This is a genomic window from Phaeobacter sp. CAU 1743, assembly GCF_039839315.1.
Classification (GTDB): Bacteria; Pseudomonadota; Alphaproteobacteria; order Rhodobacterales; family Rhodobacteraceae; genus Phycobacter; species Phycobacter gallaeciensis_A.
In genome coordinates this window covers 51,551-77,466 of sequence record NZ_JBDOQR010000008.1, presented here as the reverse complement: position 1 = coordinate 77,466, position 25,916 = coordinate 51,551, and the positions used below count along the sequence as shown (strand labels likewise).

Genomic DNA, 25,916 nt, shown 5'->3' with positions numbered 1-25,916 from the left:
CATCTCAGGAGACATTTCCATGTCCACCGTAGCCGTCACCGACGAAACCTTTGACGCCGAAGTCAAGAACTCCTCCGTTCCCGTTGTCGTAGACTTCTGGGCCGAATGGTGCGGCCCCTGCAAGCAGATCGGCCCCGCTCTGGAAGAGCTGGCCGCCGAATACGGCGACAAGGTGAAGATCGCCAAGGTCGACGTTGACAGCAACCCGAACGCTGCTGCCGCCATGGGTGTGCGCGGTATTCCGGCGCTGTTCATCTTCAAGGACGGTCAGGTTGTCTCCAACCGCGCCGGCGCCGCACCCAAGGCTGCGCTGCAAAGCTGGATCAACGAAAGCATCTGATCCGCTTGGATCTGAAGCGAGAATTTTTGAAGGGCGCCCCGGTGGCGCCCTTTTTCATGTCGGCCCGCAATAAAACCCGTCCGGTGATCTGCGCCTATTTGGGTGCGCGCGTGAACACCATCTTCTGGTTGGCTAGTTTCTCCTGATCGCCTACCCAAGCGTAGCAGAGCAGCGACGGGTTATGATCCGCCACGGTGATGCGGTGCAGCTGCCCCGGCGGATTGAAGATCAGAGATCCCGGCGCATAGACCCCCTGATCATTCTCCGACACGGCGCCAGAGAGACAGATATAGCTTTCAGAGATGCCATCATGGGAATGGGCCGGATAGGTGCAGCCCGGCGCGAACAGGACAAGACCCAGGATCACCTCGTCGGTCATCACCGGGCCGGTGGGACCGGCCAGTTCGGCATAGGCGTATTTGCGCTCCAACCCGCGCGGCACCTTTTCATAGCCGTATTGCCAGACCAGATGCTGCCGCACCGCCTCGATCGCGCGGATAAAGGCGCCGTGGCGTTCCTGTCGGCCGTTGTCGAGCGCCCGCTGCAGATGCGCCGTCACGGGTTTATCAACGCTGGCACCGGCGCGAACCTCGGCATTGGATTTCAGAACCCGGCTGATGCGTTCACGGACCATGCGCTGATGGCTGCGGATCTTGACGCTGCCACCAGCAGGCAGGCGGCGGTAGAACTCATAGAAATCCCGCAGCAGATAATCCCACTCGGGGCTATCTTTCAGACGCGTGTGTTCTGTCATGTCGGCGCCCTCCTCTGACGGTTGCCCAGCTTGTCTCCGCATGCTGCGGTTCGCTCTAGCGCCACAGCGACGGGATGGAGTCGCAATTGCAGCTCCCGCAGGCACCGGCCCCTGAAAGGCGCCCCTTTTCCTTGCCTCCGATCCCCGTCAAAGTGGCCGCAAACAGACAGGAGGACCGTCATGGCCAAAACGCGGGTACTGGTGGAATTCGGCATGGGCACATCCCTGCGCCGCGCCGATTACACCGAAGCGGCAAAACGCGCGATCAGGGATGCCCTGTGGCACAATTCGGTCAACATGGCCGAACTGTTCGATTTCCCGAAGGAAGCCATGATCATCGACGCCGAAATCGGGGTGCAGCAGCCGGACTCCGTGGATGCCGATGCGCTGAAAGAGATCTTTCCCTATGGCCGCCCCGACATCCGCATCACCAAAGGTGGTCTGGATATCGACAAACCGGGTGGCGGTAAGACGGTCATCGCCAATGCCGCCGTCATTGTCTCTTTTGAAATGGAGGCGGTGTGATGACGGAGAAACGTATCATTCTGGAAATGGGCACCGGCAACGATCTTTATGGGCAGGACTACACCAAGGCGGCCCGGCGTGCGGTGCAGGATGCGCTGCATCATTCCTCGATTACCCTGTTTTCCGAACTGGGCATCGATCATTCCGAAATGCGGGTTGAGGTGACTATTGCCGTGCAAAAGCCCGAAGCGGTGGACTGTGATCTGGTGGCCGCCGATCTGCCGCGTGGCCGGGCAAAAGTGCGGGCCGTCTTCGGGGGGCTGGATGTGGCGGGTGTGGATGGCAAGGCGCCGCATGTCATCGCAACGGCTGCGATCGAGGCCTGGCTGCCCGATCTGGCCGGACGCTACAGGTGGTCGGAATAAAAGCCCCCTGAAATGCACAAAGCCGTCCGGGTTCGGACGGCTTTGCTAGCTGTATAAGGTCATGTGAAGGTCTGCCTATCAGATCTTCGAGATGTCTTCGCGGGTCAGACCGATATCGGCCAGCTGGACGTCGGACAGACGGTGCAGCGCACGGCGGGTGATGCGGGCTTCACGGGCTTCTGCGAAGGCAGCTTTTGCGTTCAGAACGGTGTCGACGATGCGGAGGACGGCAACCGCACCGAGGGGTGCATGGATATTTGCTGTTGTGGCCATTTTATGGGTCCTGTAACAAAACAACCGGCCCCATGCCGGTGTTAACGCCCATGTAGGAGAGGCGGGTGAGTCTCACAATTGCCCGTTTGACAGCCCCGATCTGCGCCTATTGCATAACAAATGATCAGTTTGTTAACGCCGTGATCCGCTCTTCTAATACAGTGCAAGGGGCGCATCAGCGGGTTTGATAACGGCCGCCGATCGGCGCATTTGCCCGGTGCCGAACGCCGATCCATCCTTTGGCATGCTTTGCCGTTTCATCGCCTGGCTTGCAATCATTTGACAACGCATGGTTTTGCCCTGCATCTCTCATAGTTTTCGGGTCAGGAACCCCGTCAACAGCCCCCTGCCCGCCAGATGGATCAACGCAAGTTGAAGGCTAGGCATGGCAATAGATTGGGCAAAGGCAGCCGCAGGTCAGATACCCGGTTGAGCAATAAGGACCCAACGCCCATATATGGCTGCAACAACACTGGAGGCATGCATGGCAGACGATCAATTCCCCGGCTGGCACGGGACCACCATCATCGGTGTCAAGAAAGACGGGCTTGTGGTGATTGCCGGTGATGGGCAGGTGTCGCTGGGCCAGACCGTGATCAAGGGCAGCGCCCGCAAGGTTCGCCGCCTGTCCCCCGGCGGCTATGACGTGGTCGCGGGATTTGCCGGCTCCACCGCCGATGCCTTTACGCTGCTGGAGCGGCTTGAGGCCAAGCTGGAAGCCACACCGGGCCAACTGGCGCGCGCCAGCGTCGAACTGGCCAAGGACTGGCGCACCGATAAATATCTGCAAAAGCTCGAAGCGATGCTGATCGTCAGCGATGGAACGGACCTTCTGGTCATCACTGGCGCCGGCGATGTGCTGGAGCCGGAACATGACGTGGCCGCCATCGGTTCGGGCGGTAATTTCGCCCTCGCGGCGGCCCGCGCGATGATGGACAGTGACAAATCGGCGGAAACCGTGGCCCGCGAATCCATGGCGATCGCCGCCGATATCTGCGTTTACACCAACGGCAGGCTGACCGTCGAAACCATCAGCCCGGAGAAATAGGGTGTCCGGCATCGACCGCGATGATCTGCGCGCCGCCGTGGGATCGGGCCTGCTGAGCGAGGCGCAGGCTGCCTCGCTGCTGGCGCTGGCCGACAGCCGCCGGGGCGCGCGTGAAAACCTAGCCGAAGGCGATGAACCGTTTGAGCTATTCAAGGGCTTCAACGAGATCTTCATCGTCATCGGGCTGCTGATCCTCGCCTCCGGATGGGCTGCGGTCACGGCGGCGATGCTGGCGGGCAGCCTGGGCGGCTATCAAAGCAAGACGGTCACCGCCGCGGTGATCGGCGCCGCGGTTCTGTGGGCACTGTCGGAATATTTCATCCGCCGCCGCCGCATGGTGGCACCGGCCATTGCCCTGTCCGTGCTCTGGGCGGTGAATGCCGGGGCAGGGCTGTCGGCGCAGTTTTCCCAGCCCTTCATGATTGCCCAGACCGATTATTCCAGCATGCAGCTGCCATTCGCGCTAACCACGGTCGCCATCGCCATCTACTGGCTGCGGTTCCGGGTGCCCTTTGCCATGGCCCTGATCGCGCTTGGCGTTTTTGCACTGGCGCTGCTGATGGGGGCGATCCGCATGGGCACCCCAGCCGATATCGGCGATTTCTTCCTACTGTCGGCCAGCGGTCCCTTCGCCTGGATCACGCTGTTGGTGGGGCTTGCGGTCTTTGTCGTGGCGATGGTCTTCGACATGAGCGATCCGCACCGGGTCACCCGGCGCTCGGCTCAGGGGTTCTGGCTGCACGTCGTCGCCGCCCCGGCACTGGTCAATACCATCGCGCTCAGCCTGCTGGAAAACGGCAGCAGCGGCGCGCATCTGCTGCTGCTGGCCGTGCTGTTGGCCTTTGCCTTTGTTGCCATCGTGATCGACCGACGTTCCTTTCTGATTGCAGCGATCGGCTATAGCGTGACCCTGGCCGGCACGGTGTTCGACGGCGAAGGCGCCGCATCGACCATTCTGGTTCTGGGCGTGTTCCTTGTGGCGCTGGGGGCCTTCTGGACCCGCATCCGCGCCGCGCTTCTTTCACCCTTGTCCGGGCTGGTGCCGCTTCACCGGCTGCCGCCCTCTCATTGATACGGGAAATCCCATGACAGACCTGACACCCCGCGAAATCGTTTCCGAACTGGACCGGTTCATCATCGGCCAGAAAGACGCCAAACGCGCCGTCGCCGTCGCCCTGCGCAACCGCTGGCGGCGCAAGCAGCTGGGCGATGACCTGCGCGACGAGGTTTACCCCAAGAACATCCTGATGATCGGCCCCACCGGCGTCGGCAAGACGGAGATCAGCCGCCGTCTGGCGAAACTCGCCCGCGCGCCCTTTATCAAGGTCGAAGCCACCAAATTCACCGAGGTCGGCTATGTTGGCCGTGACGTCGAACAGATCATCCGCGATCTGGTGGACACCGCGATCATGCAGACCCGCGAATTCATGCGCGAAGACGTCAAGGCCAAGGCCCACAAGGCCGCCGAGGAGCGCGTCATCACCGCCATCGCCGGCACCGAGGCCCGCGACAGCACCCGCGAAGTGTTCCGCAAGAAACTGAAATCCGGCGAGCTGGACGACACCGTCATCGAACTGGAGGTCACCGATACCTCGAACCCGATGGGCGGCATGTTCGATATTCCCGGCCAGCCCGGCGGGGCCATGGGCGGCATGATGAACCTGGGCGATCTGTTTGGCAAAGCCATGGGCGGGCGCACCGTGAAGAAGCGCCTCACCGTCGCCGAAAGCTATGATGTGCTGATCGGCGAAGAGGCGGACAAGCTGCTGGACGACGAGACGGTCACCCGCGTTGCCTTGGAATCGGTGGAGCAGAACGGCATCGTCTTCCTGGATGAGATCGACAAGGTCTGCGCCCGCTCCGATGCCCGTGGTGGCGACGTCAGCCGCGAAGGCGTGCAGCGCGATCTGCTGCCGCTGATCGAGGGCACCACCGTCAGCACCAAACACGGACCGGTCAAGACCGACCATATCCTGTTCATCGCTTCCGGCGCTTTCCACATTGCAAAACCGTCAGACCTGCTGCCGGAATTGCAAGGTCGTCTGCCGATCCGGGTGAACCTGCGCGCGCTGAGCGAGCAGGATTTCATCCGCATCCTGACCGAGACAGACAATGCGCTGACCCGCCAGTACACCGCCCTGATGGGCACCGAGGAGGTCGAGGTCACCTTTACCGAAGAGGGTATCGCGGCGCTGGCGAAAATCGCGGCCGAGGTGAACCAGTCGGTGGAAAACATCGGCGCGCGGCGGCTTTACACGGTGATGGAACGGGTGTTCGAAGAGCTGTCCTTTACCGCGCCGGACCGGGGCGGCGAGGCGGTTGTGGTTGATGCTAAATTTGTCTCCAAGAACCTTGGTGAGCTGGGCGGCTCCAACGATCTGAGCCGCTACGTCCTGTAAACAACACCGCCCGGTTGCGGCTGGTTCTGCCAGTTGGAACCGGGCGGTTTCCGGTATATCCAAGGCGTGAAACAGGTTGGATATTTGGCATGTTGTTTTTCCGGAAGGTTTTGTTTCTATCCCTTTTTGCCGCTGCCGCCTGTGGCATTCGGCCGTCGACACCGACCATCCCCGAAGCGCTGGAGATCGGAACGCCAAAGACGATCTTTGCCGCCACGATCCGTGACCCGCTGCCCGAAGGCGGGTTTGGCAATGGAAGGACCGAAGACTATCACCTGCTGGAACTGACCGTTTCTATCCCGCCCAACCACCAGCCCGGGCAGCTGCTGTTTGCCTATGACACACCGGACCCGAAGACCGAGTTCACCATGGCCGCCCGGCGGAAGATCGAAACTTCCGCAGTTTTCATGGATCGACTGAACCGTGAACTGGCAAAATTTGAACCGGACGAGCGTGACATCACCGTCTTTGTGCATGGGTTCAATTCCACCCAATCCGAAACCGCCTTTCGCGCGGCGCAGCTGACCCATGATACCAAGGTTCCCGGCGCCACCGTGGTCTATTCCTGGCCCAGCCTCGGCAGTCCGCTTGGCTATGCTTATGATGCCGACAGCGTGATGTTTGCCCGCGACGGGCTGGAACGGCTGCTGAAACAACTCAGCAAAAGCAACGCGCGGCGGATCGTTCTGGTGGCGCATTCCATGGGGTCGATGCTGGCGATGGAGACATTGCGCCAGATTGAAATCCGCACACCCGGCTGGTCTGACAGGAACCTTGACGGCGTGGTGCTGATGTCGCCGGATCTGGATCTGGACGTCTTTCGCAGCCAGATGAGCCGCCTCACCCCGGTTCCGCAGCCATTTCTGGTTTTCATTTCCCGCAAGGACAAGATTTTGACCCTGTCGCAACGGCTGCGGGGCACGTCCAGCCGCGGGCGGCTGGGTAATCTGGGATCGACCGATGGTCTGGAAGATTTGCCGATCAGCATCATCGACACCACCGATTTCGCCGATTCCGCCAGCTCTGGTCATTTGGTTGCTGGCACTTCGCCCGCGCTCCTCGCGATCCTCAGTTCGGCGCGGCAATCCTCGCAAGCGTTTTCACGCAAAGGGTTGATCTTTGATGGGGTGCTGCCGCCACCGGTGGTGGAGAAAAAGCAGATTCAGGATCTGTCGCTCATCGATATCACGGACAGCCAGCGATAACCGCGCGACGATCAGCGTCCGCGCCGCAGATAGACGTAATAGGCACCCTCACCGCCGTGGCTGATATGGGCCGGCGTCACCTGCAACACCGCCTGCGACAGCGGTGGCAAGGCCAGCCACTGCGGCACCCGGTGACGCAGCACGCCGCGCGGGGTGGGGATGGGTCCCGGCTCGTCCCGGTCCTTGCCCTTGCCAGTCACGACCAGCACCAGCCGCTTCCCCGAGGCCTGCGCTGACAGAATGAACCGAGTCAGGGCAGGGTGCGCCGTATCCACCCGCATGCCATGCAGGTCCAGCTTGCCCTCGGGACGCAGCTTGCCGCGTTTCATCCGCCGAAACGCCTTTTCATCCATCTGCACCGGCGCCGAAGACAGCGATTGCGCCACAGGTTTCTTCAGATCGTGTTTGCCAGGCTTGGATGGCGCCCGGCTGCCCAGGCGGAAGGCTTCGATCTGGGGTTCGGAGTGCGGATGCGGCGTCTTTTTCGGCTTTGGCTTGGGCAACGGCAAATCAGGCGGCGTCGTATGACTGCCCGGATGCAGACGCTCCGCGTGTTTGACGACCTGGTGCCAAAGGTCGATTTCATCCGATGTCAGTTTGCGCCGGGTCATCAGAAATCTTCCGGCAACATCGCATAGGCGCGTTGAATGGGCAGGAAAACGATCATCCGCCCCGGATCCCGCAGACGGCCAGCCGCCTCGCCGGCGCCATCCCCGGTGCCAAAGAATATATCCGCCCGCTGCGCGCCCTTGATCGCCGATCCGGTATCCTGCGCGATCATCAGGCGGCGCATCGGCTCCGCCCCGTCCTTTTCCACCCAGACCGGCGCCCCCAGGGGCGTATACTTCGGATCCACCGCGATACTGCGCATCGCCGTAACCGAACGGTTCATCGCCCCCAATGGCCCCTTCGACGGGTGCACTTTTTTCACCTCGCGGAAGAACACATAAGACGGGTTGTGCATCAGCAGCTCATGTCCCGCCATGGGATTGCGCCGCACCCAGGCCTTGATCACCTGGGCGCTGACCTGATGCGCCTTGTAGATGCCGCGCCGGACCATTTCAGCGCCAACCGATTTATAAGGGTGCCCATTGGCCCCCCCATAACCGACGCGAACCGAAGCACCATCGGGCATCTTGATCCGGCCTGAGCCCTGAATTTGCAGAAAGAACAGCTCAACCGGGTCATCGACCCAGGCGATTTCCAGCCCGCGCCCATCCATGACACCACTTGTCAGGATATCGCGGCGCGGCAGCCACAGGTTGGTCTGACGCGCTTCGTTTGGCATTTTGTAGACAGGATAACGAAACCGGTCCGTCCGATAACGCGACCCCTGCAATTCCGGTTCGAAATAGCCGGTGAACAGGGGATCTGCGCCGTCCTCGATCAGGACAGGGCGAAAGAACAGCTCGAAGAATTGCTTGGCCCCGGCGGGCGTCTGCGATTGCGCCAGCGCGCAAAGGCTTTGCCAATCGGGGTCGTCAAGGTCGGGACAGGTCCCCAGAAACACCTCAAGCGCCTCTGCGTGGTTGTCCCTGTCCCAGCCGTCCAACTGTGAGAAATTCAATATGGAATAGGCAGTCTCGCCGGATGCGCCCGAAGCGGTCATGGCAGCACCAATAATGGCTGCTGCCCGGAATGCCGCCCGTAGCGCCCCAATCATGCGTCCGTGGCCACCAGTTGCCAGTTCGGATCGTCGGCGCCCATCGAACGGGCAAAGACCCAGGTGTCCTTCTGGCGTTTTACGGCCTTCGGATCGCCTTCGACGATCTCACCTTCGCTGTTGCGCACGACCGAGGTCAATTCAGCCACGAACCGCATGGTGATTTCGGCGGTGCGGGTGCTTTCATCAAACTGGGCATCCGCCAGGGTGGTTTCACGCACGCCAATAAATTCGGCTTCGATAGTCAGGCCCTGATCTTCGCGCTGCGCCACTGCATCGACAAAGCTTTCGTAGACGTCGGCAGCCAGCAGCGGCTCCAGATCGTCAAGATCGCCGTTTTCAAAGCCCATCAGGATCATCTCATAGGCGCCACGCGCGCCATGCACGAAATCCTGCACCTGGAACGACGGCTCGGCCCGCTTCATCGCGGCCAGCGCGTCGGCCTGGGGCGAGCCTTCGGCGACGTAATCAGTGATATCCAGATCCGGACCACCTTCGATCACTTCGAAGTCGGGGCGGCGTTTCTCTGCCGGGGCCTGCTGCGGCTGGGTGGGCTTTTCGAACCCTTCACGGGTGCCCAGAACGTTTTTTAGGCGCAGGATCAGAAAGACGGCGATGCCGGCCAAAACCAAAATCTGAATCAAGGGCGACTCCATGTGAACCTCGTGCTAGGCATTGGTGCCTTGTTTGAAACCAAAGCGGACTGCTCTTATGTAGGTGACGGGTGGGGCCAAGTCCACCGTTCAGCGCAAGATCCAAGGACCCCAAAATGTATCTTTTTCTGGCCTTTCTGATGGTGCCACTGGTTGAAATCGCCCTGTTTGTACAGGTTGGCGGGATGATCGGCCTGTGGCCGACGCTGGCCATCGTGGTGCTGACCGCCATTCTGGGAACCTCGCTTGTGCGCTCGCAGGGACGTCTGGCCATGGGCCAATTGCGGTCCTCGTTCCAGACCCTGTCGGACCCGGCTGAACCGCTGGCGCATGGGGCGATGATCCTATTCGCCGGCGCCTTGCTGCTGACACCCGGTTTTTTCACCGATGCGGTGGGCTTTGCGCTGCTGATGCCGCCGGTACGGATCGCGGTGTTCCGCTACATCAGCAAACGGGTGACCGTCGCACAGTTTGAAATGGGCGCCGGAATGGGACCTGGACAGGCCCGGCCCGGTGGGCCCCACGGCCCCCATGGCCATGCACAGCATCCCGGGCAGCGTCGGCCCGGACAACCCGGCGATGTGATTGATGGCGAATACGAAGATGTGACACCCAGACGCCCCGGTGACGGCCCATCCGGCTGGGTCAAAGGTCCGGAAGACGGCCCCAAATAAGGCACCGTCAAAGCTCATTGTATCCTGCTGTTTGCCACGGTCGGACAGACCGTTGAGATACCCGCGCCAAGCTGCTAAGCAATCGGCAAAGATATATTTTCAGGAGTATCTCCATGGCCGAAAACGACACCCCCGAGGGCGCAGCAGCAGCCCCGCAGCAGCCCCAGGTCCAGATGAACATTCTGGGTCAGTTCATCCGCGACATGTCGTTCGAAAACGTGATGGCGCAAAAGGGCGCTGCCGGTGAAGTTCAGCCCGACGTGAACGTTCAGGTCAATCTGGACGCCAAGAAACGCGCAGCAGATCATCAGTACGAAGTGATGACCAAGCTGACTGTCGAGTCCAAGAACAAGGACGGCGGCGAGGTTCTGTTCGTTCTGGAGCTGGAATATGTCGGCGTCTTCAACATTCAGGGTGTTCCGGACGATCAGCTGCACCCCTTCCTGCTGATCGAATGCCCGCGCATGACCTTCCCGTTCCTGCGCCGCATCGTGTCCGACGTGACCCGCGACGGTGGCTTCCCGCCGCTGAACCTCGACAACATCGACTTCGTTGCGATCTACCGCAACGAGCTGGCACGCCGTCAGGCCGAAACCCAGCCGACGCAATAAGGCAATTTATTGCTCTGAGATTTCAAAACGCTGTCGGTCAGGCCGGCAGCGTTTTTTATTTGTCGGGACAATATTTCAGGACTGTGCCGAAACCCAAAGCGCGTCTTCGCCCAGTTTTTCCACAAAGTCATCATGGGCAGCTTTTTCCTCGGCCGTCAGGCGCGAGGGCAGGGGAGTGGGCCGTGGTTCCGGGCGCCAATTGCTGTCTACCGCTGCGGTATCCGATCCGCTGCCGCTGCTGGACAGAGCGAAATCAGGCTGGCGGCCGCCGATCAGCTCCAGATAGACCTCGGCCAGGATTTCCGAGTCGAGAAGCGCGCCGTGCAGCGTTCGGTTGGAGTTATCGATGCTGAACCGGCGGCACAGGGCATCCAGTGTTGCCGGTGAGCCGGGAAACCGTTTGCGCGCCATGGCCAGCGTGTCGATCGCCTGTTCCATCGGCAATTGCGGCAGGTTCATCCAGCCCAGTTCCGCGTTCAGGAACTTCATGTCAAAGCTGGCATTGTGGATCACCAGCCGCGCATCACCGACGAAATCCAGAAACCCCTGACCGATCTTGGCGAACACCGGTTTATCGCGCAGCGTGACCGCCCCCGGTGCCGGCGTCTGCGGCGGGCTCAGCAGGTCCGGACCGATGCCGTGCACGCCAAAAGCCTCTTCAGGCATGTCGCGCTCGGGGTTGATGTATTCGTGATAGGTCCTGCCGGTGGGCATGTGATTATAGAGTTCCACCGCACCGATTTCGACGATCCGATCCCCGGAAAACGGATCAAACCCCGTGGTCTCGGTATCCAGAACGATCTCACGCATCTGCCATCTTTCTCCTGATCTCGGCCAGGATCTGTTCCACCTGCGCGCGGGCGTGTTCCAGCGTGTCAGTCTCGATCACGTAATCGGCGCGGGCGCGTTTCTCTTCGATTGGCATCTGTTTCTGCAGGATCTGCTCGAATTGCTCAACCGTCATTGTGCCACGGTCCAGAACCCGCTGTTTCTGGGTTTCCGCATCCACGGTGACGCAGGCCACCGCGTCCATCGCAGCCTCACCGCCGGTTTCAAACAACAGCGGAATATCGAAGACTAGGATATCGCTGGCAGCAGTACGGCGAAATTCGGCACGATCTTCCCCGACCAGCGGATGCACGATCTTTTCGATCCGGGGCAGGGCAGAGGGGTCACGGGCAATGATGTCCTTCAGCGCACTCCGATCCACCGCACCGTCGACAATTGCCTCCGGGAACTGCGCCTGCATCGGTGCGACAGCAGCGCCGCCTGGCGCATAAAGACGATGCACCGCCGCATCCGCATCCCAGACCGCGCAGCCCAGTTCGGCAAAGATCTTTGCCGTGGTGCTTTTGCCCATCCCGATGGAGCCGGTGAGACCCAGTTTAAACGTCATGCCAGTGCTGCCGCCCGTGTTTCCTCATCCACTTCGGGCCGTTTGCCAAACCAGCGTTCAAAGCCCGGAACAGCCTGGTGCAGCAGCATGCCGAGACCGTCGACAACGGTGCAACCTGCGTCCTCTGCGGCTTGCAACATATCTGTTTTCAGCGGGGTATAGACCAGATCGGTCACAACGCAGCCCGGGCGCAAACCGTCCATCGGCACCCTCAGGCGCGGCTTCCCTTCCATCCCGAGTGAGGTGGTATTCACCACCAGCGCGGCTTCTTCGACGATATTGCCAGCCAGAACCCAATCCACAACCTTGATACGTTTGCCGAATTCCTTGTGCAGCTTGTCCGCACGTTCTCGGGTTCGGTTGGTCAGCATGATCTCGGTCACGCCAGCCTCGATCAGCGAGGCAACCACCGCGCGGCAGGCGCCGCCGGCGCCCAGAACCACCGCAGGACCTGCGTCCGGTTTCCAATCCGGTGCACCCTGATGCAGATTGGTGATAAAGCCATACCCATCTGTATTATCAGCCAGAACCGATCCATCTTCGCGGAAGATCAGCGTGTTCGCCGCCCCCATCAGCGTGGCACGATCCGTAACCTTGTCGGCGATTGCCATCACCGTTTCCTTGTGTGGTAAGGTCACATTAGCCCCGACAAAGCCGGCCTTTGGCAGCGCGCGGATCACGGTTTCAAGATCCTGCGGTTCCACGTGCATCGGCACATAATGTCCGGCGATTCCGTATTTGCGGAGCCAATGGTTCTGGATCTGCGGCGAACGTGAATGGGCCACCGGGCATCCAATGACCCCGGCCAGAGGTATCTTCACGGCATTCATTGATCGATAATCCCCTGCAGTCCAAGGTAGTTTATAAGTTCAGTCAGCGGCAGGCCCAAGACATTAAAATAGCTACCATCGATACTGGCGAACAGCCGCACGCCTTCCTCTTCCAGTTTGTAGGCGCCAACGGCGTGGCGGATGCTGTCCCAGTTGCGGGCCACATAATCACGCAGATACTCATCCGAGGCTTTGCGCATCAGCAACCGGACCTGACCAACGTGGCGCCACAATGGTTCTCCATCGCGGTAGATCACCGCCGCGGACAATAGCATATGCCGCTGTCCGCGCATCTCACAAAGCTGCGACAGCGCCTCTTCGGCAGAACGCGGTTTGGACAGAAGTTTTCCCCTGAAATCAAGCACCTGATCGCAGCCGATCACCATCTGACCGGGATGTTTACTGCTGATCTTGCGGGCTTTTGCCTCGGCCAGGGCATCGGCGATATCCCGGGGCGGCGCGCCCTCTGCCAGCAAGGCTGCCTTGATGCTATCTTCATCAAGACGCGGCACATCTGTTTCAAAGGGAATGCCTGCCTGCCGCAGCAGCTGGGCCCTGATACTGGACCCGGAGGCGAGCACGATGTGGGCAGTCATGTGGAAAACCCCGTGGGAAAGCGGTTCGGAAGTTAAGGACGTTTTGTATGGTTTTCCCCGGTTTTGGCAAGCCCACAGGCAAAGCCCGGATTCCATCCCAGTTTCACCCGCATCCATCCCGCGTGGATTGGGATAACTTCAAACCCGGGGATATCCCAGAACTTCACAATCGATCCCTTAGTTATCCCCATGATGCTCAAGGTTAAGAAACACTTAACGATCCATAAAACAAAGGCCGTTAAGGATTCTTATACCCTTTCAAGCCGCCAGCTGGTGGAATCTTGTCCACGCTGGGGATAAGGGAAGGAAGCACTCAGTAATCCACGGAAAACAGGGGGCCCTACAAAAACATCATCCTTTAAATCTTTCTTATTTATTTTAGGGTGACCCAAACGAACGGCGGAGAAGACACGCATGGACCTGACAGACTGGATGTACACCCTGTACCCCTATGCAAAGTCGCTCCATATCATGGCCGTGCTCAGCTGGATGGCGGGTCTCTTCTATCTCCCACGTCTGTTCGTGTATCACGTGGAGCAGGCTGAGAAGGTGCCACAGACGGGTCCGGTGTTCCTGACCATGGAACAGAAGCTCATGAAGGTGATCATGCGCCCTGCGATGCACACCGCCTGGCTCGCCGGCCTTTTCATCGTCTTTACGCCAGGGATGATCGACTGGTCCTATATATGGCCTTGGACCAAAGGCGCCTGTGTAATCGGTATGACGCTGTTTCACACCTGGCTTGTCTGGCGCATCAAGGATTTCGAAGCCGGGCGGAACCGCCTGACGGGAAGACAGTTCAGGATGGCAAACGAAGTGCCGACGCTCCTGATGGTGGTCATCGTCATATCGGTCATTTTCAAGTTCTGAGGCCGATCTTACGCCCCTGACAGGGTCGGGCGTGCCACAGTTGCAAGCATTGCCTCAGGCGGCCTCTGAGGCGGTATTTGACTCATCGTGGACATGCCCCTATGTATGGCCCTCAACGGGCCCGTCCGGGCATTCGTGTCTTCCGATTTGATAATGACACCTCTCCCCGATGCCGGGGACGCAAAGGCTGTATGTAGATGACCGTCCAATCCCTGAATCTTTCCGATCTGAAAGCGAAAAGCCCCAAGGACCTTTTGTCCATGGCTGAAGATCTGGAGATCGAAAACGCCTCGACCATGCGCAAGGGCGAGATGATGTTCCAGATCCTGCGTGAACGCGCAGATGAAGGATGGGACATTGCCGGCGACGGCGTTCTGGAAGTTCTGCAAGACGGATTCGGTTTCCTGCGCTCGCCCGAAGCGAACTATCTGCCCGGTCCCGATGACATCTACGTCTCGCCTGACATGATTCGTCAGTATTCCCTGCGCACGGGTGATACCGTCGAAGGGCAGATCAAGGCGCCGCTGGAAAATGAACGCTATTTTGCGCTCACCAACGTCACCAAGATTAACTTTGAAGAGCCCGAAAAGGCCCGTCACAAGATCGCATTCGATAACCTGACGCCGCTGTACCCGGATGAGCGGCTGAAAATGGAAGTCGAAGATCCAACGATCAAGGATAAATCCGCCCGTGTGATCGACCTGGTCGCGCCCATCGGTAAGGGTCAGCGCTCCCTGATCGTGGCGCCGCCGCGGACCGGTAAGACCGTGATTTTGCAGAACATTGCGAACTCGATCGAGAAAAACCACCCGGAATGTTACCTGATCGTTCTGCTGATCGACGAACGCCCCGAAGAAGTCACCGACATGCAGCGCTCGGTCAAGGGAGAGGTCGTTTCCTCCACCTTTGACGAGCCCGCCACGCGCCACGTTGCGGTGTCGGAAATGGTCATCGAAAAGGCTAAGCGTCTGGTGGAACATAAACGAGATGTTGTGATTCTTTTGGACTCGATCACAAGACTTGGTAGGGCCTTTAACACCGTGGTTCCGTCCTCGGGGAAAGTTCTGACCGGCGGTGTCGACGCCAACGCCCTGCAGCGGCCGAAACGCTTCTTCGGTGCTGCCCGGAACATCGAAGAAGGCGGATCGCTGACCATTATCGCAACCGCGCTGATCGATACCGGCAGCCGCATGGACGAGGTCATCTTCGAAGAATTCAAAGGCACCGGTAACTCCGAACTGGTCCTGGATCGTAAAATTGCCGACAAACGCGTCTTCCCGGCGATCGACATTCTCAAGTCGGGCACCCGGAAGGAAGACCTGCTGGTCGACAAGGGGGATCTGGCTAAGACCTTTGTTTTGCGGCGAATTCTCAACCCGATGGGTACCACGGACGCCATTGAATTCCTGCTGTCGAAACTTAAACAAACCAAATCCAACTCTGAATTCTTCGATTCGATGAACACCTAGGACCCGGCGGCTCAGGAAAGGACGGCCACACATGGATACGATCTTTGCGTTGGCCTCTGCTCAGGGGAAGGCCGGGGTATCGGTTATTCGTGTCTCTGGCCCACAGGCGCTGGAGGCGATGAACGCGCTTTGCGTAACTGCGGTGCCGGTTCCTGGACGGGGACTGCGGGTGCTGACGGATGCGGCAGGTGATCCTCTGGATGAGGCGCTGGTACTGAGTTTCGCCGCACCGCATAGCTTTACCGGTGAAAATGTCGTTGAATTTCAGGTGCATGGTAGTACGGCAGTGGTTTCTGCTGTGTTGGATGCGCTTGGCGAAATCGACGGATTGCGTCAGGCAGAACCGGGTGAGTTCACGCGTCGCGCGCTGGAGAACGGTCAGCTGGATCTGGCGCAGGTCGAGGGTCTTGCCGATTTGATCGATGCCGAAACCAAGGCGCAGCGCAAACAGGCCCAGGTAGTGCTGTCTGGGGCAATTGGGCAACTGGCCGAACGGTGGCGGAGCGACCTGATCCGGGCAGCCTCTTTGATCGAAGTCACCATTGATTTCGCGGATGAAGAGGTTCCGGTGGATGTTACGCCCGAGGTATCGAGCCTCCTCGCAGGCGTTCAAAAGGATTTGGAAACCGAGGTCGCTGGCGTCAAAATCGCCGAACGCATCCGTTCTGGGTTTGAGGTGGCCATCGTTGGTGCTCCAAACGTCGGGAAGTCGACACTGCTGAATGCGCTTGCGGGACGTGAGGCAGCCATTACGTCGGAATACGCTGGCACCACGCGGGATATTATCGAAGTGAAGATGGATCTTGCTGGCCTTCCGGTCACACTTCTGGATACAGCCGGCCTGCGCGATACCGAGGATCACGTCGAAAGCATTGGTATTGCCTTGGCGCGGAAGAGGGCTGAGAATGCTGATATCCGTGTATTTCTGGCAGAAGCTAGCGAAACGCCTGACGTGGAAATGCAGGACGGAGATATTCGCCTGCTGCCAAAAGCGGATGCTCGGGATGATGCGGAAGATGCAATTTCCGGGAAAACGGGGCAGGGGATCGATAGGCTAGTTGAGCACATTGCGACGGTTTTGAAGTCGCGCTCGGCTCATCCAGGGATCTCCACCCGAAATCGCCACAGGGAGGCTTTGTCTTCCGCGTTGAAGAGCTTACATCAGGCGCAATCGGTTCTCGAGCTGGGACCGGAGCATTATGATCTTGCGGCTGAGGATATGCGATCAGCAATCCGATCGCTTGAACTGTTGGTTGGACGTGTCGGAGTTGAAAATCTCCTAGATGAGATTTTCTCGAGCTTCTGCCTTGGAAAATGAGGAGTGTTTCACGTGAAACATTCAGCCTATGACGTTGTTGTAATCGGCGGTGGCCACGCCGGCACCGAAGCTGCTCATGCGGCCGCTCGGATGGGTGTAAACACCGCCCTCATCACGTTGAAACGCGAAGGCATTGGCGTGATGTCCTGTAACCCGGCTATTGGCGGTTTGGGCAAAGGTCACCTCGTGCGGGAAATTGACGCTCTTGACGGCGTCATGGGGCGTGTTGCCGACCTTGCCGGCATTCAGTTCCGACTCCTGAATCGGCGGAAGGGACCGGCCGTCCAAGGCCCTCGCGCCCAGTCCGACCGAGCAATCTATCGTCGGGAGATGCTCAAGCTTACCGAACAGCAGGACTGTCTCGACATTATCGAAGGTGAAGCGACCGATTTCATCATGTCCGGCCAAACGGTAACCGGCGTCGTCTTGGCTGATGGATCTCAAATCCCGGCGAAGGCTGTCATTCTTACCTCTGGGACGTTCCTGCGTGGTGTTATTCATATCGGAGATGTGTCGCGACCTGGCGGCCGTATGGGCGATAAGCCGTCGGTCAGCCTGGCAGAGCGTCTCGATAGCTTTGAATTACCGTTGGGACGCCTCAAGACCGGTACGCCGCCTCGGTTGGACGGAACAACGATTCGTTGGGATGAATTGGAATCGCAGCCCGGGGATGATGATCCAACGTTCTTTTCCTTTTCAACCACCCAGGTGAGCGCAAAACAGGTGTCCTGTGGAATCACGCACACCAACGAAAAGACGCATGAGATCATTCGGGAAAACCTTGAACGATCTGCTATGTACGGCGGTCATATCGAAGGGGTCGGACCGCGGTATTGCCCCTCGATTGAAGATAAGGTCGTCAGGTTTGCCGATAAAACATCGCACCAGATCTTTCTGGAACCAGAGGGCGCCGACGACAACACCGTTTATCCAAACGGGATTTCGACGAGCTTGCCGGTGGATGTGCAAGAGGACTACGTGCATTCGATCTTTGGCCTGGAAGACGCCAAGATCATTCAACCCGGATATGCCATTGAGTACGATTACATTGATCCGCGGGCGCTAACACTGGGTTTGGAACTCAAGGAAGTTTCCGGCTTGTTCTTGGCTGGACAAATTAACGGTACAACCGGATATGAAGAGGCCGCTGCGCAGGGCCTGGTCGCAGGCCTCAATGCTGCGCGGCGGAGCAGGGAGGAAGACCCGATCGTCTTTGGTCGCTCCGGCAGCTACATTGGGGTTATGGTCGATGACCTAACCACGAATGGCGTGACGGAACCCTACCGGATGTTTACTTCCCGCGCGGAATTCCGTTTGTCCCTCCGGGCCGACAATGCGGATCAACGGCTCACGCCTCTGGCGATTGATGTTGGTTGCGCGGGGCAGGCCCGCAAAGAAATGTTCCAAAAGAAGATGGAGCGCCTGGATACTGCGCGTGGTGTTCTGACTAAGTCGGTGTTCACTCCAAAACAGGTTTCCGAGGCTGGTATCCGCGTTAATCAGGATGGCAATAAACGGACCGGCTTGGACGTCCTGGCGTTTCCCGATGTGTCGTTCGAAGATCTTTTTCCTTTGCTACCTGAACTCGCGAACAGCGATACTGCAACACGACGCCAGTTGGAGCGTGACGCGCTTTATGCAAATTACATCGACCGGCAGGAGCGGGAGATCGCAGCGCTAAAGCGGGATGAGAGCTATCTAATCCCGAGGGATTTTGAATACGTCGGGATCGAAGGTCTTTCCAACGAGTTGCAACAAAAACTGGAGCGAGCCCGGCCTGAAAACCTGGCGCAGGCAGCACGTCTGGATGGGATGACGCCGGCTGCACTGGCCCTGCTTTTGGCAAGGTTGCGGAAAAGTTCCACCCTACGGAGCCGTACTGCATGACAACCGAAGCTTTGTTGGAACGGCTAAATGTTTCACGTGAAACACTCGACCGGCTGAAAATATTCGAACAAGTTTTGCTAAAATGGAATCCGAAGATCAACCTAGTTTCCCGGAACAGCCTGGATGACCTTTGGACCCGTCATATCATCGATTCGGTCCAGGTTTTCCGATGTGTTTCTCCGCCAAACCACTGGGTTGATATAGGAAGTGGCGGTGGCCTTCCAGGTGTTATCGTCGCTATTATGGCGGCAGAGGAATCTCCGAATACCAAGGTTACGCTGATCGAATCGGATCAACGAAAGTCGGCCTTCCTGCGTACGGCGGCACGGGAGTGCGGGGCGAAACTTACCGTAATTTCAAAGCGAATAGAGCAAGCGGACCCGCAAAATGCGGATGTTCTGTCTGCGCGGGCGCTTGCGGATCTGTCGCTTCTTCTTGAGTTTTCTGAACGTCACCTCAGCCCGACAGGCACCGCCTTGTTCCCAAAAGGTGCAAACTGGAAAAAAGAAGTGGATAACGCGCGGCAACGATGGCGATTCGATTTCGAACCGATTACAAGTTTAACTGAACCCGACGCGGTCGTACTGAAAATAGAGGGAGTTGCTCGTGTCTGACTTATCCCGCCCGGATGGGCCACGTATCATCGCGGTTGCTAATCAAAAGGGTGGAGTAGGTAAGACAACGACGGCAATAAACCTCGCCGCGGCCCTGGTCGAAGGCGGATTGCGTGTCTTGGTCGTTGATTTGGACCCGCAGGGGAATGCATCCACCGGCCTGGGAATTGAGGCCGATGATCGGGATTACACTACCTACGATCTTTTGGTTGATGATGCGCCGCTGTCCGAGGTTATTCGGACAACTGAGATCGAGGATCTCTGCGTTATTCCAGCGACGGTGGATCTGAGTTCCGCCGATATCGAACTGGTGTCCAACGAAAAACGTAGCTTCCTATTGCATGACGCCCTGCGACAGACGGCGATGGACGAATACGAATGGGATTACATCCTGATCGATTGCCCGCCTTCGCTGAACCTGCTTACAGTGAATGCCATGGTCGCCGCGCATTCGGTTCTTATCCCGCTGCAAAGTGAGTTCTTCGCGCTTGAGGGCGTATCGCAGTTAATGCTGACGATCCGCGAGGTGAGACAAGCGGCAAACCCGAATCTGAGGATCGAAGGTGTGGTGCTGACGATGTACGACCGTCGCAATAATCTTTCGCAACAGGTTGAACAGGATGCGCGTGACAACCTGGGTGAGCTGGTTTTCCGGACTGTGATTCCCCGGAATGTACGGGTGAGCGAGGCGCCGTCCTATGCGCTACCAGTCCTGAACTACGATACGAACTCGCTGGGGGCGCGGGCGTACCGGGCACTGGCAGAAGAAATAGTCGCCAATCATCAAAGACTGGCAGCATAAAGGGGAGGGCACCATGACAGAAAAAAAGAACAAACCTCGCGGATTGGGACGTGGATTGTCGGCGCTGATGGCCGATGTGAACCCGGAACCCGTCAGCACCCAAGCCGAAGCACCCCGCAATGCCGAAGTATTGGTGCCAATCGAGAAGGTTACCGCCAACCCTGATCAGCCCCGTCGGCAGTTTCTTCAAGAAGATCTGGATGACCTGACGGCCTCTATCAAGGAAAAGGGCGTCTTGCAGCCGCTGATCGTGCGTCCGCGCGATGGCGGTATGTACGAGATCGTGGCTGGTGAACGGCGCTGGCGGGCCGCGCAGGCGGCGCAGTTGCATGAGGTTCCGGTTCTGATCCGGGACTATGACGACGTTGAAATGCTCGAAGTCGCCATCATTGAAAACATTCAGCGGTCAGACCTGAATGCGATGGAAGAGGCGCAGAGCTATAAACAGCTGATGGAAAAATTCGGCCATACCCAGGAAAAAATGGCCGAGGCTTTGGGCAAAAGCCGCAGCCATATTGCCAACCTCGTGCGGCTTCTTCACCTGCCTTCCGACGTGCAACAGCTTGTTCAGGAACGGAAATTGTCCGCCGGCCACGCGCGGGCGCTGATTACGTCGGACCATGCATCGGAACTGGCCAAGAAAATCGTCAAAGGCGGGCTGTCCGTCCGCGCGACCGAGAATCTGGTGAAAAAGGATGCTGCGGGTACCACCACCAACTCTTCTCCGAAAAAACCGCGCAAAGAGGTGGAGAAAGACGCGGATACCCGCGCGCTTGAAGGCGATCTGTCAGCGATGCTGCGGATGAAGGTGTCGATTGATCATATCGCGGGCGGGGAGAGCGGCTCGGTGACGATCAGCTATGAGACGCTTGATCAGTTGGATGAGCTTTGCAATCTGCTCAGCCGTTAGGGCGCGACCAGATAAAGGTCAGCACGCCTGACAGAACCACCGCCTGAATAATCAGGATGTGGGAGGGGGCGCCCAGCATCAGAGACAACAGAAAGACGGCGGCAATCGATCCGGTTGCCGCCTTTTTTGCGGTTGGTCGGATGGCACCGTTTTCGCGCCAATCCAGGATCATTGGCCCGAAGATGTTGTGAGAGATGATCCAGTCGTGCAGCCGCTCCGAAGAGTTTGCGAAAAAGAATGTTGCCAGAAGCAAGAAGGGCACGGTCGGGAGCAGGGGCAGAATGACGCCAACGATTGCCAATGCTACGCAACAAATCCCTAGTCCGGCGTAGATATAGCGCATTGGGTCAGTCCACCAAGAGATCGCGAAGGATCGCGTTGAGCACTGCACGTCCCTTGTCCGTGGCATGCAGTCTTTGTCCTGAGATAGAGATCATTCCCATCTTGGCAAGGTCCTGCAGCTTGTCAGCGTTCAGCGGCGTGCCAGAGAGTTCTGCATAGCGCTCCATATCCAGCCCTTCCCGCAGGCGCATCCCCATCATCAGGCATTCGACAGCGGCATCCTCGCGCTCCAGGGCTTCCCGCAGGTTTTCGCCAGAACCTTTGGATACCGCCTCCAGCCAGGCGCCGGGGGCGCGGTGGGTTTCGGTGGCATAGCGGGCGCCATCCAGAGTGATACGACCATGGGCGCCGGGGCCGATGCCCACATAGTCGCCGTAGCGCCAGTAAATCAGGTTGTGGCGGCTCTCCGCGCCGGGAACCGCATGGTTAGAAACCTCATAGGCGGGCATGCCATGGGCGGCGCATATGTCCTGTGTCAGCTGGTACATGTCTGCGGCGCTGTCATCGCTGGGCAGGTCCCGCAGCTTACCCCGGGCATAGCGGTCGCCAAAGGCGGTGCCTTCTTCGATCGTCAGCTGATAGAGCGACAGGTGGTCGATGGACATAGACAGCGCTTCGGTCAGCTCTGCCTGCCAGTCCTGCGGCGTCTGACCTTGCCGGGCATAGATCAGGTCGAAACTGACACGGTCAAAACAATTGCGCGCAATGTCAAAGGCGGCTTTGGCCTCGGCCGCGGAATGGATACGGCCCAGGCGGCGCAAATCCGTGTCGTTGAGCGCCTGAATACCCATCGAGATCCGGTTCACTCCGGCGTCGCGATAGCCTGCAAATCGGCCAGCCTCGACCGATCCGGGGTTTGCTTCGAGCGAGATTTCGATGTCATTGGCGAAGGGCCAGATATCTCGCGCGGCCTCGATCACGGCGGCAACGGTGTCTGGATGCATCAGCGAAGGTGTGCCGCCGCCAAAGAAGATCGAATTCAGCACCCGGCCCTGAAGCTGTTCGGACACACGTGCCAGCTCGGATTGATAGGCTTTGACCCAGACGCTTTGGTCAATATTCGCGGTGACGTGGCTGTTGAAATCGCAGTAGGGGCATTTGGCCTGACAAAAGGGCCAGTGCACATAGAGGCCAAAGCCCCCATTGCGCCAGTCATCCACGGGATGGGTCATTCCCCGAAACACCCTTTGATGAACTTCGCTACGGCATTGGCGCGGTGGCTGATCTTGTTCTTTTCCCAGCGGTCCATCTCGGCAAAGGTCACGTCGTGCCCATCGGGAATGAACATAGGATCATAGCCGAAACCAGCCTCGCCACGGATCGGCCAGATCAGATGACCGGGGGCGACGCCCTCGAACACCTCGTCGTGACCATCGGGCCAAGCTAGAACCAGCGTGCAGCGGAACTGCGCGGTACGCGGGTGGGGGGCGTTCTTGGCTTCCAGCTCTTCATGGGCGCGGGTCATGGCCATCATGAAGTCGCGGCCATTGCCGGTTTCTGCCCAGTCTGCGGTGTAGACGCCAGGCGCCCCATCAAGGCCGTCGATGGTGATCCCTGAATCGTCCGACAGGGCAGGGAGGCCAGTTGCCTTGGCGGCGGCATGCGCCTTGATCCGGGCGTTGCCGACAAAGGTGTCCTCGGTCTCTTCGGGTTCCGGCAGATCCATTTCGGCGGCGCCGACAACGGCGACGCCAAAGGGCTTGAGGAGATGTGCCATCTCCTCAAGCTTGCCTTTGTTATGCGTGGCGATCAACAGACGGTCGCCTTCAAACTTCCGGGTCATGCGCAGGCTGCCTTTTGCATTTCTGCCAGCTCGGCGGTGCCTTTTGCGGCCAGATCCATCAGGGAATTCATCTGCTCGCGCGAGAACATCGATCCTTCGGCGGACATCTGAACTTCGATCAGTTTTCCGGATCCGGTCATGATGAAGTTGCCATCGACGCCGGCTTCGGAATCTTCGGGGTAGTCCAGATCAAGAACCGGCTGGCCGGCGTAGATCCCGCAGGACACGGCTGCCACCGGATCGACCAGCGGATCGATGCTGACATCGCCGGCCTTCATCAGTTTGTTGACCGCGAGGCGCAGGGCCACCCAGCCACCGGTGATCGAGGCGCAGCGGGTGCCGCCGTCGGCTTGCAGCACGTCACAGTCGATGCTGATCTGGCGTTCACCCAGGGCCACGCGGTCCACGCCGGCGCGCAGGGCACGGCCGATCAGGCGCTGGATTTCGACGGTACGACCGCCTTGCTTGCCAGCCGAGGCTTCGCGGCGCATCCGGGTGTTGGTCGCGCGGGGCAGCATGCCGTATTCCGCAGTCACCCAGCCAAGGCCGGATCCCTTGATAAAGGGTGGCAGGCGGTCTTCGATGGTGGCGGTGCACAGAACATGGGTGTCGCCAGCCTTGATCAGGCATGATCCCTCGGCATGTTTGGTGAATCCGGGTTCGATGGAAATCGGGCGCATCTCGTTCAATTGTCGTCCAGAGGGTCGCATGAGTAATCCTTTTTTTGCTGGCCTTCGGATAGCCCTGCCTGCGCGCGGTATGCAAGCATGATTGACCTTTGCGTGTGGGCCTCTTTAATGGCAATCCGGAAAAGCCTTCCTATCTATGTAGCGTGTAACCGCTGAAAATGCTCATGACAGACGCAAACAATATCCTGAAAGACATGAACGACCGGTCGCGGGATGTGTTCCGGGCGGTCGTGGAATCCTATCTGGAAAGCGGCGATCCCGTCGGCAGCCGTACCCTGACCCGGTCGCTGAGCGAAAAGGTCAGCGCGGCGACGGTGCGCAACGTGATGCAGGATCTGGAGTTTCTGGGCCTGCTCGACAGCCCGCATGTCAGCGCCGGACGGGTGCCAACGCAGCTGGGTCTGCGGATGTTCGTCGATGGCCTACTGGAGGTCGAGGATCTGAAGGCGCAGGACCGCGAAAAGATCGACGCCACCCTGGGTCGCAATTCCGGCGATGTGAGCGGTATGCTCGACCGTGTCGGGGCGGCGCTTTCCGGGGTGACACAGGGCGCTTCTCTGGTCCTGACGCCAAAGCATGAAGCAGAGATCCGCCATATCGAATTCGTCTCGCTGGGTCATGACCGGGCGATGGTGGTGCTGGTGTTTTCCGATGGTCACGTGGAAAACCGGCTGTTCACCCCGCCGCCGGGGCAGACGCCCAGTTCGATGCGCGAGGCGGCCAATTTCCTGAATGCCCTCGTCGAAGGGCGCACGCTGAGTGACGTGCGCCTCGACATGCAGGAAGAGATCGCCACCCGGCGGCAGCAGATCGACAACCTGGCGCATCAGCTGATCGAAAGCGGTCTGGCCGCCTGGGAAGAAGACGGCAGCGACCAGGCGCGTCTGATCGTGCGGGGACGCGCGAATCTGCTGGCGGATAATGGCGTCACAGAAGAACTGGATCTGATCCGCAGCCTGTTCGACGACCTGGAGCGCAAGCAGGATATTGCCGAATTCCTGGAACTCACCGAAGAGGGCGAGGGCGTGCGCATTTTTATTGGCTCGGAGAACAAACTTTTCTCACTTTCGGGTTCCTCTTTGGTGGTGTCTCCTTATATGAACGCGGATCGAAAGGTGATTGGCGCGGTGGGGGTGATTGGCCCGACCCGCCTGAACTACGGACGGATTGTGCCCATCGTGGACTATACGGCGCAACTGGTCGGCAAATTGCTGTCAGACCGGAGTTAGAGGTGAAAAATGGCAGAGCCCAAGAACGACGATTTTCTCGACGATATCGCAAATGCCGAAGCAGAAGAGCTGGCGGCACAGACCGAAGAATTTGATGACGCGGCGCTGGAGCTGGATGCCCTGCGGGCGGAACGTGATGAGCTGAAGGACCGGTTCATGCGCGCTCTGGCGGATGCCGAGAATTCGCGCAAGCGGGGCGACAAGGCCCGCCGCGAAGCCGAGCAATATGGCGGCTCGAAGCTGGCCCGTGACATGCTGCCGGTGTTCGACAACATGAAGCGCGCGGTTGAATCGGTAACCGACGAACAGAAAGAGGCGGCCTCGGCCCTGATCGAAGGTGTTGAGCTGACCATGCGGGCGCTGCTGGGCGTGTTTGAAAAGCACGGCATCCGCGTTGTCTCGCCCGCAGTGGGTGACAAGTTTGACCCGCAGGTGCACGAAGCCATGTTCGAAGCCCCGGTGCCCGGCACCAAGGCTGGAGAGATTATTCAGGTTTCCGCCGAAGGTTTCATGCTGCACGACCGCCTGCTGCGGCCGGCGCAGGTCGGGGTCTCCTCGACACCGGCATAAGGCTGCCGGGGTTATTGGTGTAAATCGCTTCGGACCCTGCATTCAGAGTTGAAAAAGGCGACCCGCCAGGGTCGCCTTTTTGCATTAATACGGCTTTGCAT

31 protein-coding genes are annotated in these 25,916 nt (G+C 59.1%); 18 read left to right on the top strand and 13 right to left on the bottom strand.

Features of this window, described 5'->3' with window-relative positions:
• Positions 1–19 precede the first annotated feature (19 nt).
• Positions 20–340, top strand: a complete 321-nt coding sequence (gene trxA / locus AAFO90_RS05225; RefSeq protein ID WP_065272019.1) for a thioredoxin — start codon at positions 20–22, stop codon at positions 338–340.
• A gap of 94 nt (positions 341–434) precedes the next feature.
• On the opposite strand, the gene AAFO90_RS05220 is transcribed toward trxA, so the two are convergent.
• Positions 435–1,094 (bottom strand): dimethylsulfonioproprionate lyase family protein, encoded by a 660-nt coding sequence (locus AAFO90_RS05220; RefSeq protein WP_274830006.1) that lies wholly within the window; start codon positions 1,092–1,094, stop codon positions 435–437.
• A gap of 180 nt (positions 1,095–1,274) precedes the next feature.
• Between AAFO90_RS05220 and AAFO90_RS05215 the strand changes: the two genes are divergently transcribed.
• Positions 1,275–1,619 (top strand): Lin0512 family protein, encoded by a 345-nt coding sequence (locus tag AAFO90_RS05215; RefSeq protein ID WP_065272017.1) that lies wholly within the window; start codon positions 1,275–1,277, stop codon positions 1,617–1,619.
• Positions 1,619–1,984, top strand: coding sequence for a Lin0512 family protein (locus AAFO90_RS05210; protein ID WP_065272016.1), 366 nt, complete (start codon positions 1,619–1,621; stop codon positions 1,982–1,984). The genes AAFO90_RS05215 and AAFO90_RS05210 overlap by 1 nt, the downstream gene beginning before the upstream one ends.
• A gap of 78 nt (positions 1,985–2,062) precedes the next feature.
• Here AAFO90_RS05210 and AAFO90_RS05205 read toward each other — a convergent pair whose 3' ends face one another.
• A complete protein-coding gene (locus tag AAFO90_RS05205) occupies positions 2,063–2,257 on the bottom strand; it encodes a DUF1127 domain-containing protein (RefSeq protein ID WP_347508742.1) in 195 nt (64 codons plus the stop codon).
• Positions 2,258–2,741: 484 nt separating this feature from the next.
• On the opposite strand from AAFO90_RS05205, the gene hslV reads away from it, so the two are divergent.
• The 4 genes from hslV (at position 2,742) to AAFO90_RS05185 (ending at position 6,909) form a co-directional block, all read left to right on the top strand.
• On the top strand, positions 2,742–3,305 hold the full coding sequence (gene hslV, locus AAFO90_RS05200; RefSeq protein WP_065272014.1) for an ATP-dependent protease subunit HslV: 564 nt from the start codon (positions 2,742–2,744) through the stop codon (positions 3,303–3,305).
• 1 nt (position 3,306) lies between these two features.
• Positions 3,307–4,377, top strand: a complete 1,071-nt coding sequence (locus AAFO90_RS05195) for a hypothetical protein (protein WP_347508740.1) — start codon at positions 3,307–3,309, stop codon at positions 4,375–4,377.
• A gap of 13 nt (positions 4,378–4,390) precedes the next feature.
• Positions 4,391–5,704 carry an ATP-dependent protease ATPase subunit HslU gene (gene hslU, locus AAFO90_RS05190; protein WP_065272012.1) on the top strand — a complete coding sequence of 438 codons (1,314 nt, stop codon included), beginning with the start codon at positions 4,391–4,393 and terminating at the stop codon, positions 5,702–5,704.
• An 89-nt stretch (positions 5,705–5,793) separates the two neighbouring features.
• Positions 5,794–6,909 (top strand): alpha/beta fold hydrolase, encoded by a 1,116-nt coding sequence (locus AAFO90_RS05185; RefSeq protein ID WP_347508739.1) that lies wholly within the window; start codon positions 5,794–5,796, stop codon positions 6,907–6,909.
• Positions 6,910–6,920: 11 nt separating this feature from the next.
• Here AAFO90_RS05185 and AAFO90_RS05180 read toward each other — a convergent pair whose 3' ends face one another.
• Genes AAFO90_RS05180 through AAFO90_RS05170 form a run of 3 tightly spaced genes read right to left on the bottom strand, consistent with a single transcriptional unit; the run spans position 6,921 to position 9,228 of the window.
• Positions 6,921–7,520 carry a Smr/MutS family protein gene (locus AAFO90_RS05180; RefSeq protein ID WP_347508737.1) on the bottom strand — a complete coding sequence of 200 codons (600 nt, stop codon included), beginning with the start codon at positions 7,518–7,520 and terminating at the stop codon, positions 6,921–6,923.
• A complete protein-coding gene (locus tag AAFO90_RS05175) occupies positions 7,520–8,572 on the bottom strand; it encodes an MltA domain-containing protein (RefSeq protein WP_065272009.1) in 1,053 nt (350 codons plus the stop codon). The genes AAFO90_RS05180 and AAFO90_RS05175 overlap by 1 nt, the downstream gene beginning before the upstream one ends.
• The gene (locus tag AAFO90_RS05170) at positions 8,569–9,228 is read right to left on the bottom strand and encodes a Tim44/TimA family putative adaptor protein (RefSeq protein WP_347508736.1); all 660 of its coding nucleotides are present in this window, start codon (positions 9,226–9,228) and stop codon (positions 8,569–8,571) included. The genes AAFO90_RS05175 and AAFO90_RS05170 overlap by 4 nt, the downstream gene beginning before the upstream one ends.
• 113 nt (positions 9,229–9,341) lie before the next feature.
• Here AAFO90_RS05170 and AAFO90_RS05165 point away from each other — a divergent pair, with 113 nt between their 5' ends.
• Both AAFO90_RS05165 and secB read left to right on the top strand, forming a co-directional pair.
• Entirely contained in the window at positions 9,342–9,899 is a 558-nt protein-coding gene (locus AAFO90_RS05165) for an FxsA family protein (RefSeq protein WP_347508735.1), read from the top strand.
• A 113-nt stretch (positions 9,900–10,012) separates the two neighbouring features.
• Positions 10,013–10,510, top strand: a complete 498-nt coding sequence (secB, locus tag AAFO90_RS05160; RefSeq protein WP_065272006.1) for a protein-export chaperone SecB — start codon at positions 10,013–10,015, stop codon at positions 10,508–10,510.
• A 75-nt stretch (positions 10,511–10,585) separates the two neighbouring features.
• Here secB and dnaQ read toward each other — a convergent pair whose 3' ends face one another.
• The 4 genes from dnaQ to AAFO90_RS05140 are packed head-to-tail and all read right to left on the bottom strand — an operon-like array spanning position 10,586 to position 13,332.
• Positions 10,586–11,320 (bottom strand): DNA polymerase III subunit epsilon, encoded by a 735-nt coding sequence (gene dnaQ / locus AAFO90_RS05155; protein WP_347508734.1) that lies wholly within the window; start codon positions 11,318–11,320, stop codon positions 10,586–10,588.
• Positions 11,313–11,906 carry a dephospho-CoA kinase gene (coaE, locus tag AAFO90_RS05150; RefSeq protein ID WP_274835161.1) on the bottom strand — a complete coding sequence of 198 codons (594 nt, stop codon included), beginning with the start codon at positions 11,904–11,906 and terminating at the stop codon, positions 11,313–11,315. The genes dnaQ and coaE overlap by 8 nt, the downstream gene beginning before the upstream one ends.
• Positions 11,903–12,736: a shikimate dehydrogenase gene (locus AAFO90_RS05145; protein ID WP_347508733.1), complete on the bottom strand. Its 834-nt coding sequence runs from the start codon at positions 12,734–12,736 to the stop codon at positions 11,903–11,905. The genes coaE and AAFO90_RS05145 overlap by 4 nt, the downstream gene beginning before the upstream one ends.
• Positions 12,733–13,332 (bottom strand): nucleoside triphosphate pyrophosphatase, encoded by a 600-nt coding sequence (locus tag AAFO90_RS05140; RefSeq protein WP_274867854.1) that lies wholly within the window; start codon positions 13,330–13,332, stop codon positions 12,733–12,735. The genes AAFO90_RS05145 and AAFO90_RS05140 overlap by 4 nt, the downstream gene beginning before the upstream one ends.
• A gap of 414 nt (positions 13,333–13,746) precedes the next feature.
• Here AAFO90_RS05140 and AAFO90_RS05135 point away from each other — a divergent pair, with 414 nt between their 5' ends.
• The 7 genes from AAFO90_RS05135 to AAFO90_RS05105 all read left to right on the top strand — a co-directional run bounded on the left by AAFO90_RS05135 (position 13,747) and on the right by AAFO90_RS05105 (position 21,202).
• Positions 13,747–14,202: a CopD family protein gene (locus AAFO90_RS05135; RefSeq protein WP_347508732.1), complete on the top strand. Its 456-nt coding sequence runs from the start codon at positions 13,747–13,749 to the stop codon at positions 14,200–14,202.
• Between the two features lie 197 nt (positions 14,203–14,399).
• Positions 14,400–15,671 (top strand): transcription termination factor Rho, encoded by a 1,272-nt coding sequence (rho, locus tag AAFO90_RS05130; RefSeq protein WP_347508731.1) that lies wholly within the window; start codon positions 14,400–14,402, stop codon positions 15,669–15,671.
• A 31-nt stretch (positions 15,672–15,702) separates the two neighbouring features.
• Positions 15,703–16,989, top strand: coding sequence for a tRNA uridine-5-carboxymethylaminomethyl(34) synthesis GTPase MnmE (mnmE, locus tag AAFO90_RS05125; protein WP_347508730.1), 1,287 nt, complete (start codon positions 15,703–15,705; stop codon positions 16,987–16,989).
• 12 nt (positions 16,990–17,001) lie between these two features.
• Positions 17,002–18,876: a tRNA uridine-5-carboxymethylaminomethyl(34) synthesis enzyme MnmG gene (mnmG, locus tag AAFO90_RS05120; protein WP_347508729.1), complete on the top strand. Its 1,875-nt coding sequence runs from the start codon at positions 17,002–17,004 to the stop codon at positions 18,874–18,876.
• Positions 18,873–19,490 (top strand): 16S rRNA (guanine(527)-N(7))-methyltransferase RsmG, encoded by a 618-nt coding sequence (gene rsmG / locus AAFO90_RS05115; protein ID WP_347508728.1) that lies wholly within the window; start codon positions 18,873–18,875, stop codon positions 19,488–19,490. Before mnmG ends, rsmG begins: the two co-directional genes overlap by 4 nt.
• A complete protein-coding gene (locus AAFO90_RS05110) occupies positions 19,483–20,292 on the top strand; it encodes an AAA family ATPase (RefSeq protein WP_347508727.1) in 810 nt (269 codons plus the stop codon). Before rsmG ends, AAFO90_RS05110 begins: the two co-directional genes overlap by 8 nt.
• Before the next feature lie 13 nt (positions 20,293–20,305).
• Positions 20,306–21,202: a ParB/RepB/Spo0J family partition protein gene (locus AAFO90_RS05105; RefSeq protein WP_065271997.1), complete on the top strand. Its 897-nt coding sequence runs from the start codon at positions 20,306–20,308 to the stop codon at positions 21,200–21,202.
• Here AAFO90_RS05105 and AAFO90_RS05100 read toward each other — a convergent pair.
• The 4 genes from AAFO90_RS05100 to rph are packed head-to-tail and all read right to left on the bottom strand — an operon-like array spanning position 21,192 to position 24,037.
• Positions 21,192–21,545 (bottom strand): YbaN family protein, encoded by a 354-nt coding sequence (locus AAFO90_RS05100; protein WP_274829988.1) that lies wholly within the window; start codon positions 21,543–21,545, stop codon positions 21,192–21,194. The two genes, AAFO90_RS05105 and AAFO90_RS05100, sit on opposite strands and share 11 nt — an antisense overlap.
• Positions 21,546–21,549: 4 nt before the next feature.
• Positions 21,550–22,704: a radical SAM family heme chaperone HemW gene (hemW, locus tag AAFO90_RS05095; RefSeq protein ID WP_347508768.1), complete on the bottom strand. Its 1,155-nt coding sequence runs from the start codon at positions 22,702–22,704 to the stop codon at positions 21,550–21,552.
• An 8-nt stretch (positions 22,705–22,712) separates the two neighbouring features.
• Positions 22,713–23,327 carry an RdgB/HAM1 family non-canonical purine NTP pyrophosphatase gene (gene rdgB, locus AAFO90_RS05090; RefSeq protein WP_347508726.1) on the bottom strand — a complete coding sequence of 205 codons (615 nt, stop codon included), beginning with the start codon at positions 23,325–23,327 and terminating at the stop codon, positions 22,713–22,715.
• Positions 23,324–24,037: a ribonuclease PH gene (gene rph, locus AAFO90_RS05085; RefSeq protein WP_347508725.1), complete on the bottom strand. Its 714-nt coding sequence runs from the start codon at positions 24,035–24,037 to the stop codon at positions 23,324–23,326. The genes rdgB and rph overlap by 4 nt, the downstream gene beginning before the upstream one ends.
• A gap of 143 nt (positions 24,038–24,180) precedes the next feature.
• Between rph and hrcA the strand changes: the two genes are divergently transcribed.
• Entirely contained in the window at positions 24,181–25,245 is a 1,065-nt protein-coding gene (gene hrcA, locus AAFO90_RS05080; protein ID WP_347508724.1) for a heat-inducible transcriptional repressor HrcA, read from the top strand.
• Positions 25,246–25,254: 9 nt separating this feature from the next.
• A complete protein-coding gene (locus AAFO90_RS05075) occupies positions 25,255–25,815 on the top strand; it encodes a nucleotide exchange factor GrpE (RefSeq protein WP_065271992.1) in 561 nt (186 codons plus the stop codon).
• Positions 25,816–25,916 lie beyond the last annotated feature (101 nt).

Excerpts from the sequence above, each read along its gene's own strand:
- AAFO90_RS05210 (WP_065272016.1), top strand. The coding sequence starts at position 1,619 with ATGACGGAGAAACGTATCATTCTGGAAATGGGCACCGGCAACGATCTT.
- AAFO90_RS05100 (WP_274829988.1), bottom strand. The coding sequence starts at position 21,545 with ATGCGCTATATCTACGCCGGACTAGGGATTTGTTGCGTAGCATTGGCA.
- AAFO90_RS05165 (WP_347508735.1), top strand. The coding sequence starts at position 9,342 with ATGTATCTTTTTCTGGCCTTTCTGATGGTGCCACTGGTTGAAATCGCC.
- trxA (WP_065272019.1), top strand. The coding sequence starts at position 20 with ATGTCCACCGTAGCCGTCACCGACGAAACCTTTGACGCCGAAGTCAAG.
- rho (WP_347508731.1), top strand. The coding sequence starts at position 14,400 with ATGACCGTCCAATCCCTGAATCTTTCCGATCTGAAAGCGAAAAGCCCC.
- AAFO90_RS05105 (WP_065271997.1), top strand. The coding sequence starts at position 20,306 with ATGACAGAAAAAAAGAACAAACCTCGCGGATTGGGACGTGGATTGTCG.
- AAFO90_RS05180 (WP_347508737.1), bottom strand. The coding sequence starts at position 7,520 with ATGACCCGGCGCAAACTGACATCGGATGAAATCGACCTTTGGCACCAG.
- AAFO90_RS05220 (WP_274830006.1), bottom strand. The coding sequence starts at position 1,094 with ATGACAGAACACACGCGTCTGAAAGATAGCCCCGAGTGGGATTATCTG.
- AAFO90_RS05215 (WP_065272017.1), top strand. The coding sequence starts at position 1,275 with ATGGCCAAAACGCGGGTACTGGTGGAATTCGGCATGGGCACATCCCTG.
- AAFO90_RS05205 (WP_347508742.1), bottom strand. The coding sequence starts at position 2,257 with ATGGCCACAACAGCAAATATCCATGCACCCCTCGGTGCGGTTGCCGTC.
- AAFO90_RS05175 (WP_065272009.1), bottom strand. The coding sequence starts at position 8,572 with ATGATTGGGGCGCTACGGGCGGCATTCCGGGCAGCAGCCATTATTGGT.
- dnaQ (WP_347508734.1), bottom strand. The coding sequence starts at position 11,320 with ATGCGTGAGATCGTTCTGGATACCGAGACCACGGGGTTTGATCCGTTT.
- mnmE (WP_347508730.1), top strand. The coding sequence starts at position 15,703 with ATGGATACGATCTTTGCGTTGGCCTCTGCTCAGGGGAAGGCCGGGGTA.
- rdgB (WP_347508726.1), bottom strand. The coding sequence starts at position 23,327 with ATGACCCGGAAGTTTGAAGGCGACCGTCTGTTGATCGCCACGCATAAC.
- AAFO90_RS05185 (WP_347508739.1), top strand. The coding sequence starts at position 5,794 with ATGTTGTTTTTCCGGAAGGTTTTGTTTCTATCCCTTTTTGCCGCTGCC.
- rsmG (WP_347508728.1), top strand. The coding sequence starts at position 18,873 with ATGACAACCGAAGCTTTGTTGGAACGGCTAAATGTTTCACGTGAAACA.
- AAFO90_RS05135 (WP_347508732.1), top strand. The coding sequence starts at position 13,747 with ATGGACCTGACAGACTGGATGTACACCCTGTACCCCTATGCAAAGTCG.
- hrcA (WP_347508724.1), top strand. The coding sequence starts at position 24,181 with ATGACAGACGCAAACAATATCCTGAAAGACATGAACGACCGGTCGCGG.
- AAFO90_RS05140 (WP_274867854.1), bottom strand. The coding sequence starts at position 13,332 with ATGACTGCCCACATCGTGCTCGCCTCCGGGTCCAGTATCAGGGCCCAG.
- AAFO90_RS05145 (WP_347508733.1), bottom strand. The coding sequence starts at position 12,736 with ATGAATGCCGTGAAGATACCTCTGGCCGGGGTCATTGGATGCCCGGTG.
- AAFO90_RS05170 (WP_347508736.1), bottom strand. The coding sequence starts at position 9,228 with ATGGAGTCGCCCTTGATTCAGATTTTGGTTTTGGCCGGCATCGCCGTC.
- coaE (WP_274835161.1), bottom strand. The coding sequence starts at position 11,906 with ATGACGTTTAAACTGGGTCTCACCGGCTCCATCGGGATGGGCAAAAGC.
- rph (WP_347508725.1), bottom strand. The coding sequence starts at position 24,037 with ATGCGACCCTCTGGACGACAATTGAACGAGATGCGCCCGATTTCCATC.
- AAFO90_RS05075 (WP_065271992.1), top strand. The coding sequence starts at position 25,255 with ATGGCAGAGCCCAAGAACGACGATTTTCTCGACGATATCGCAAATGCC.
- hslU (WP_065272012.1), top strand. The coding sequence starts at position 4,391 with ATGACAGACCTGACACCCCGCGAAATCGTTTCCGAACTGGACCGGTTC.
- hslV (WP_065272014.1), top strand. The coding sequence starts at position 2,742 with ATGGCAGACGATCAATTCCCCGGCTGGCACGGGACCACCATCATCGGT.
- secB (WP_065272006.1), top strand. The coding sequence starts at position 10,013 with ATGGCCGAAAACGACACCCCCGAGGGCGCAGCAGCAGCCCCGCAGCAG.